Below are 7,418 nucleotides of genomic sequence, written 5' to 3' on the forward strand. Positions count from 1 at the left end.
AAATCCCTGGTTCGCAGGGCAAAGGAAAGAGTTTGCTGACGTCCGCGCGGGGGGGGGGGGTCCCCTCGCCCACGGGGGTGGGGGCGGGCCCACGGGGCCGGCGGTCAGATGCCTTCGGGGACGCGTCGGGGCGACAGCGCGTGCAGAAGCCCGGTGGCCGGCAGGTCGGGGTGGAGGTAGACGTGTTCGCGGCGCAGCTCGACCGCGGCGGCGAGTCTGCCGAAGGTCCGCGCGGCGGCCTCCGGGTCGCCGGCCAGGTATTCGGCCTGGCCGAGCAGGCCCAGGTGGAGCGGCAGACGGAAGTGGGTCCGGGACCGGCCCAGTTCAGCGAGGGCGGAGCGCATCTGGGCCAGGCCCTCCGCCGGATGACCGGAGTGTGTCCGGGCCCAGCCCTCGGGCAGGCTCAGCATCGCCTTCCAGTAGAGCAACCCGTGGTGCTCGGCCAGTCCGGTGCCCTCGGCGCCGGACCGCCCGGCGGTGTCCACATCGCCCTCCCACGCCGCGATGACGGCGTCCACGTACAGGGCGAAGGCCCGGTCGGAGGGCCGGCTGTCGAACTCCGTCAGGAGCAGCAGCTCGCGGCGGCGCTCGGCGGCGGCGGTCCGGTCGCCGATGAGCCAGTGGGTGAAGGCGTCGTAGGAGCGGCACGAGACCCGGGGGTCGTGCTGGAAGGTGCGGGCGAGCGTGAGTGCCTGGTGCGCGAAGCGGTCCGCCGTCGCCACGCCCTCCTCCAGCTTCGCCAGCGCCTCGGGCAGCCGGCCCCGGACGTGCAGGACGATGCCCGAGCCGTAGGCGGCGCCGAGCAGGGCGACCGGATCGCCCGTACGCCCGCCGATCTCGCGCAGCAGCCCCGAGTACCGCAGGGACCCGTCGTACCGGCCGGTGACCAGCTGCGCCGCGCACAGGGCCCAGAGCACCGAGGGGTCCTCGGGGGCGGCGAGCGCCGTACCGAGCGCCCGGCCCCGGTGGAGCGCGGCCTCCGCCTCGGCCGCGCCGTAGCCGCGGGTGGTCGCCAGTACCTGGCCGAGCTGGATGTGCAGCCGCTGTTCCAGGCGCAGTGTCTCCTGGTCGTCGGGCGGCAGGGTGCCGACCAGGTGCACGGCTCGCCGCAGCCAGATCTCCACCTGTTCGTAGGCGAGTTGGTGTTCGGCGTCCTCGGCCGCGCGCAGCAGGCGGGGCAGCACCCGGGCGGCGGGGAGCTCGGACCGGCCGTGCCAGGAGTGGTGGGCGAGGCGCTCGGCCTCCGCTCCCCCGGCGTCGTCTCCGGGGCGCCGGGTGGCCAGCGCCTCGGCGACCCGGGCGTGCAGCCGGTGGCGTACCTGCCGGTCCAGTTCGTCGGTGAGGGTCTCCCGCACCAGCGCATGGGCGAAGTGCAGGCGGTCGGGGTGGTGCGGGTCCTCGGCCAGCAGTCCCGCTGCGATCGCCGGCTCCAGGGCGGCGCTGACGGGCTCGTCGGGGCCGGCCGTGCGCGCCAGGAGGTGGGTGTCGACCTCGGTGCCGATGACGGCGCACAGGTGCAGCACGCGGAGGACCGGTTCGGGCAGCGCCGTGAAGCGCTGGCGCAGCGCGTCCCGGACCCCGGCCGGAACGCTCGCGAGGAGCACCTCGATGGCCCCCGGTTCGTGCAGCCGGCGCACATCGCCGAGCAGGGTCAACAGCTGTGTGACGAAGTACGGGTTGCCGCCGCTGCGCTCGTGGAGCACATCGACGACTTCGGCGCGGACGCCGGGCCCGGCCTGGGCCTCGACGAGGGAGGCGAGGGCCGGCCGGGAGAGGCCGCCCAGCCGCAGGGTCTCGGTGCGGGGCCCGCGCAGCACCTCCGAGAGCGCCCGGCGCAGGGACGCGTCGGCCTCCATCTCGGGCTGACGGGTCGTCAGTACGATGCTCAGCGGACGGTCATGGCGCCGGGTGACGAGCAGTCTGAGCAGATCCAGCGAGGCGGCGTCGGCCCAGTGCAGATCCTCCAGGAGCAGCACCAGCGGGCGGGCGGCGGCCAGTTCCAGCAGCACCTCGCAGACCGCGTCATGGGTGAGGAAGCGGGCATGGCCCCAGTCACCGCCGGGCGCCACCCGCTCCGTGGCGCCCGCCGGGTGCCTCGGCATCACCGGGGCCAGTAACGCTTCGAACGGCGCGCAGGCGGCGCGGAAGGCGTCCGGCCGGGTGGCCGACAGCCCGCGCAGGACCTGGGCCCAGAGCCAGTACGGCGGTACCCCCTCCCCCGGGAAGCAGTGACTCCACACCACGTCGGGAGCGTCGCCGGACGCGGTCAGGGACGTGGCGAGCTCGGTCAACAAGCGGGTCTTGCCGACACCGGCGGGACCGAGGACGCAGGCCACATGGCCCTGTCCGTCGCGGGCCGCGGCGGCGGCCCGGGTCACCAGGCGCAGTTCGCGGGCACGGCCGGCGAACAGGGACGGCCCGGCGGGCTCCGTCGGCTCCCCGACGGCATCGGGCTGAGCTTCGTCCGGAGTGGGCACGGGCGGGGACAGCGCCACGGCAGGCCGGACGGCGGGCGGCAGGGCCGGTTCGGCGGCCGGGCCGTCGTCGAGTTCCTGCCGGAGGATCGCGGTGCGTATCCGCTGGAGTTCGGCCGCGGTGTCGACGCCGAACTCCGCCACGAGATGGCTCCGGGTCCGCTCGTACAGCTCCAGCGCCTCGGCCTGCCTGCCCAGCTGCGACAGGGCGGTCATCAGATGACCGATGAGCCGTTCCCTGGCCGGATGGCGACGCGCCTCCTGCGCCAGCTCGGCCGCCACTTCCTCGGCCCCACCGAGGGCGAGCCGGGCCTCGGCACCGCACTCGACGGCCGTGAGCCGTAACTGTTCGAGCCGGCCGCGCTCGTCGAGGAGCACCGGGTGGGCGGAGAACTCCGTGAACGGGGAGCCCTGCCACAGGGCGAGCGCCTCGGCGATCCGGTCGCCTGCCGCCACCGCGTCCCGCCGCCCCAGCAGTCGGCGCCCCTCCGCCACCAGCTGCTCGAAGCGATGGGCGTCGCTCTGCTCCGGCGCCAGGCCCAGCACATAGCCGGGCGCGCGGTGGCGCACCAAGGACGGTTCGCCCGGACCCTTCGCGACGTCCAGTGCCCGGCGCAGGTGGGAGACGTGGCTCTGGAGCGCGCCCACCGGCCGGCGGGGCGGCGCGTCCCGCCAGAGTTCCTCGACGAGTACCTCGGTGGGGACGACCCGGCCCAGCCGGATGAGCAGCAGGGCGAGCACGGCCCGGCGACGGGGCGGACCGAGCGGCAGCTCCCGTCCGTCGTGCTGCGCCGTCATGGGCCCCAGGACACGGAGGAGAGGTCCAAAGGCTCCCGCTGGCTGGTGCGGGCCGGGCAGGGGAGCTGCGGACATCAGGAGCCTCAATCGTTCTCACACGTGCCGGCCACGGGGTGCGGCCCGAAAGGGGACGACGACGTCCCGAAAACGTGATCTTGGCACAGTCGGCAGGCGCTCTCCAGACGTCGAAATCAGCCACCGGCAAGGTTCCGGCAAGGAGCACCCAGCCCTCGGCAAGGGCAGGTCAGCGGCCGGAGCAGGATGCCGCAAGGGCCATACCGCAGGATGGGTCCGCGGGACCTCATGCCGATGACCCCTACCGAGCGGAAACGTGATGCACGGACAGGGCAACGCCCCTCTCGCCCCACCTCTTTGCCGGATCGTGACGCCCCGTCAGGACCGCCGCTTCCCGGGAGGCGGCGCATGATCGGCGCGACCTCCGCGTCCGCGCCGCTGCGCCTCGTGGTGGGCATCACCGGCGCGACCGGTGCCGTGCTGGGCGTACGGCTGCTGGAGCGGCTGCGGGAGCACGGCGGGGTCGAGGTGCATCTGATCTTGAGCCGCTGGGCACACAGCACCCTGGAATGGGAGACCTCTCTCCCCGCCCGGGAGGTTGCCGGGCTCGCGGACGTCACCCATGCCCCGGAGGACCTGGGCGCGGCCATCTCCTTCGACGCCTTCCCCGTGCACGGCATGGTGATCATCCCGTGCAGCATGACGACGCTGGCCGTGATCCGCGCCGGCTGTACGGACGGCCTGATCTCCCGCGCGGCCGACATCACGCTCAGGCAGCGCCGCAAGCTGGTACTGGTGCCCCGGAAGACGCCGTTGAACGACATCCATCTGGAGAACATGCTGGCGCTCTCCCGGAGGGGCGCGGTCATCCAGCCGCCGATGCCGTCCTTCTCCCAGCGTCCGCAGACCGTCGACGACCTCATCGGCCACACGGTGGACGGGGTGCTCGACCAGTTCGGCCTCGAAGCGCCCGGGGTCCGCCGCCGGCCGGGCCTGCGTGCGGCACCCGAGGCGGCGTCCTTCCGGTGAGCGGTGACGCGGTCAGCCGGGTAACGACATTCCGCCGCCGTTCCCGTTGACCGAGGAGGGAACGTAGTGGTCGATCACACCCGCCTGCTGGTCGGCTCGGCCGGCCCGGCCGGCCCGGTGCGAGTCGGGGTGATCGAGTCGAGGCCGGCGCCCGTGCAGCAGGAAAGACGTGGCACGGGAGGCCAGACGACTGAGGGTGGCTTTCATCGGTCCTCCGTTCGAAATGGTCCGGTCCTGCGAGCATACGGAACACCGGGCGCGAGCAGGGGAAATCTCAGCCAGATCTGAGCATCCGGTTTCACCCGGCACCAACCACCATGGCAGGTAGTGCCGTTGGGGCCGGTGCACGGCGCCCTCGGGAACAAAACACATGGTGCCCGGCGCATCCGGCGAGGAACATGGACGCCATGGCCAAGGAGATCCGCCGGCAGCTGCAAGAGGCCGCCGAGAAGCATCAGTTCACGCGTCTCGTGCGCGCTCTTCCGGACAGTGACGAGATCGAGGGTTTTGTGATCGAGGCGACCCCCGCGTGGACGTTGATCGCGGAGTGCGGCCGCCTCGCCCCGGACGGTTTCGTGGCGCTGCGAACCCGCGACATCGTGCAGGTCCGACGCCGGGGCTCGCACGATCTGACGGTGCGCTGGCTCCAGCGGCACGGCCCCTGGCCGCCCCCGCAGCCGCGTGGTGAACTCTCACTGACGGACGTCCGGTCCCTGGTGGAGTCGGTGAGCAGGCACTACCACCTGATATCCGTCTTCGAAGAGGACCTGAACCCCGGCGCGGTGTACATCGGCGCACCGGTGCGCACGGGGAAGAAGCGGCTCAAGCTGCTCGAAGTCAACCCGAGGGCCCGCTGGGCCGCCGCACCGTCGTCCTTCCGCTACGACGACATCACCCGCATCGACTTCGACGACCGGTACAACACCGTCCTGGACGCCCTGGCCGGCCCGCCGCCGCGCGCGTAGCGAGGCAGCCGGCGGCCGTGACGCGTCAGTTCGGCGGGGCCCCGCCGCTGGCCTCAGCGCGGCCGCAACGCCGGCCCTTCCCGCGGGGCGTCCCCTCCCCTCACTCCTTGCTCAGTCGCACCGTATCCCCCGCCGGACCGCCCGCGAGGACCTCGATGCGGGCTCCGGTGTCCGGGTCGGTGAACGTCTGGCCGGGCGTGTAGGCGGCCAGGTCCAGTGGGGCGCAGCCGGTGGGTGGAGTGGGGGCCGGGTGGCCGTTGACCGGGTGGCCGTTGATGATCCTTATCGGGCCCTCGCCGGTCCGGGTGGCGGAATCGACCTTGTAGAGGAGGACGCCGGTGGAGCAGGCGTCCTGGTCAGCGCCCTCGGCGCGGCGGGATTCGGCGACGTACGCGGTGGTCTCGCCGGTGCGCAGTACGGCGATCTTGGTCCCGCCGGGGCGCTCCACCGGGGTGAGCCGTACCGTACGGCGTCCGGTCCGCGGCAGGCAGGCGACCTGGTCGTCACGGGCCCAGCCGAGCTTCCACGAGTGCCAGCCGAGGTAGTGCGGCGCGGGGCCGGCGATGTCGCCCATGACGTCCCAGCCGCCGGCGTATTGGTGGGTGGCCCCGGTGAAGGAGTACAGGTCGGGGAGGCCGAAGGTGTGGCCGGTCTCGTGGGCGGCGACCTTGTGTCCCCAACGCCACATGTCCTGGCCGAAAGTGACGGCCCATTTGATGCGGCGGCCGTCGGCGGTGACGCCGGCTGTGGCCGGGTCGTAGAGGTAGGTCGGGGAGAAGGAGATCGCGGCTGCTGCCTTGGTGGGGACGACGTAGACCATGTCGTACCGGGAGAGGTCCGCGAAGGGGTCGGCGGCGGTGACCGCATCACGTAGGTACTTCTCGTGGGCCTCGAAGGTGAGCTCGCGGGTGAACCCGTACGAGGTGGAGTCCGCGGGCATCCGGATCCAGCGGTGCAGCGAACGGATGGTGAGCCGGGAGCGGCCGTAGCTGGCGCGGCTCATCCAGGCGGCGGCCGGGGCGAGGTGGGCGGCGTAGGCGTCCGTGGAGTCGGTGGCCCGGGCGTCGGGGAAGTCCACGAAGAGGGTCAGCACGCGGTGGTTGCCGGCGGCGCGCTGGAACCGGGTGCGGTCGGTGTGGTGTCCCTCGTCGGTCCAGCCGGTCTTGCCGGGGAGCGCGCAATCGGCGGCTGGAGCAGGGGAGTTGGGCTGGGTGGTGGCGGCCGCGGTGGTTGGCGGCGCGAGACCGGCGAGGAGGGCGAAGGCCGCGGCGAGGGGGCGCAGGCGGGTCGGCAGGGCGGGCATGGCTCTCCCATCGGAGGAAGTGGCAGGAGAAGGAAGCCGGGGGGACGACGGGCGGGAGGGGTTACGCGCGGCCCGCGGCCAGGTCCATCAGGCGGGCCAGTACCCGGCCGCCGGAGGCGTTGACGCCGTCGTGCTCCCACTCATTGGTGACCCAGACGCGGGTGGCGCCGACCTCGCGGGCGGTGCGCAGGGAGAGTCCCGCGTCGACGTACATGTCGTCGTGGTAGACGATCGCGGCGAGCGGGACCCGGTTGGCGGCGAGGCGCTGCGGGTCGTACAGCGGCGGCCAGTCGGGGCGGGCGGCCAGCAGATCGGCGGCGTCGGCGAAGGGCCGCAGGCCGGTGATCTCCCGGAACATCCAGGGGTAGATCATTTCTCCGGTGAGGAGGAGCGGGTCCGCCTCCTCGGTGAATTCGGCGAAGCCGTCCAGGGCCCGGGAGGCTGCCCAGCCGGTCGGGCCGGCGCCCTGCCCGTAGAGCGTCTCCTGAAGCACGGCGTACAGCGGATTGTCGGTGAAGCCGGTCAGATTCCGCACCTGGTGGAGAAAGGTGTCGGTCAACTCGCCTTCGGCGTCCAGGGATTCATCGAGCAGCCAGTGGAGCCGTTCGAAGCCGTCGCCCATACCGAGGGCGAGGCCGAGGGTGCGCAGCCGGCGGGTGGTGAGGCGGTCGCCGTCGGGCAGCCGGACCTCGGTGGCCGTGAGGAGATCGGCGATCTGGCGGAGCCGGCGGGCGTCGTCCGGGTAGCGGGCGTAGAAGTCGAGGACGCGGGCCCGCACCCGCGGGTAGGTGCGGGCGTAGACCTCGTCGGCGGTGGCGGTGAGACCGGGCAGAC

At 73.0% G+C, this 7,418-nt stretch carries 5 protein-coding genes and 1 pseudogene; 2 read left to right on the plus strand and 4 right to left on the minus strand.

Annotated features, from left to right (window positions below; genetic code table 11):
- Window positions 1-104: 104 nt before the first annotated feature.
- Entirely contained in the window at window positions 105-3,272 is a 3,168-nt protein-coding gene (locus ACZ4XD_RS36830) for a BTAD domain-containing putative transcriptional regulator (RefSeq protein WP_468049872.1), read from the minus strand.
- Window positions 3,273-3,725: 453 nt separating this feature from the next.
- Here ACZ4XD_RS36830 and ACZ4XD_RS36835 point away from each other — a divergent pair, with 453 nt between their 5' ends.
- Window positions 3,726-4,316 (plus strand): UbiX family flavin prenyltransferase, encoded by a 591-nt coding sequence (locus ACZ4XD_RS36835; RefSeq protein ID WP_468049880.1) that lies wholly within the window; start codon window positions 3,726-3,728, stop codon window positions 4,314-4,316.
- A 12-nt stretch (window positions 4,317-4,328) separates the two neighbouring features.
- Here the strand turns inward: ACZ4XD_RS36835 and ACZ4XD_RS36840 are convergent, their stop codons facing one another.
- Window positions 4,329-4,523 (minus strand): hypothetical protein, encoded by a 195-nt coding sequence (locus ACZ4XD_RS36840; RefSeq protein WP_468049874.1) that lies wholly within the window; start codon window positions 4,521-4,523, stop codon window positions 4,329-4,331.
- 200 nt (window positions 4,524-4,723) lie between these two features.
- On the opposite strand from ACZ4XD_RS36840, the gene ACZ4XD_RS36845 reads away from it, so the two are divergent.
- Window positions 4,724-5,281 carry a hypothetical protein gene (locus ACZ4XD_RS36845; RefSeq protein ID WP_468049876.1) on the plus strand — a complete coding sequence of 186 codons (558 nt, stop codon included), beginning with the start codon at window positions 4,724-4,726 and terminating at the stop codon, window positions 5,279-5,281.
- Between the two features lie 100 nt (window positions 5,282-5,381).
- Here ACZ4XD_RS36845 and ACZ4XD_RS36850 read toward each other — a convergent pair whose 3' ends face one another.
- Window positions 5,382-6,584, minus strand: a complete 1,203-nt coding sequence (locus ACZ4XD_RS36850; protein WP_468049878.1) for a M6 family metalloprotease domain-containing protein — start codon at window positions 6,582-6,584, stop codon at window positions 5,382-5,384.
- 61 nt (window positions 6,585-6,645) lie between these two features.
- A pseudogene (locus ACZ4XD_RS36855) lies at window positions 6,646-7,418 on the minus strand (alpha/beta fold hydrolase); the annotation flags it as partial.

It is taken from the genome of Streptomyces sp. NPDC029466, from assembly GCF_055574515.1.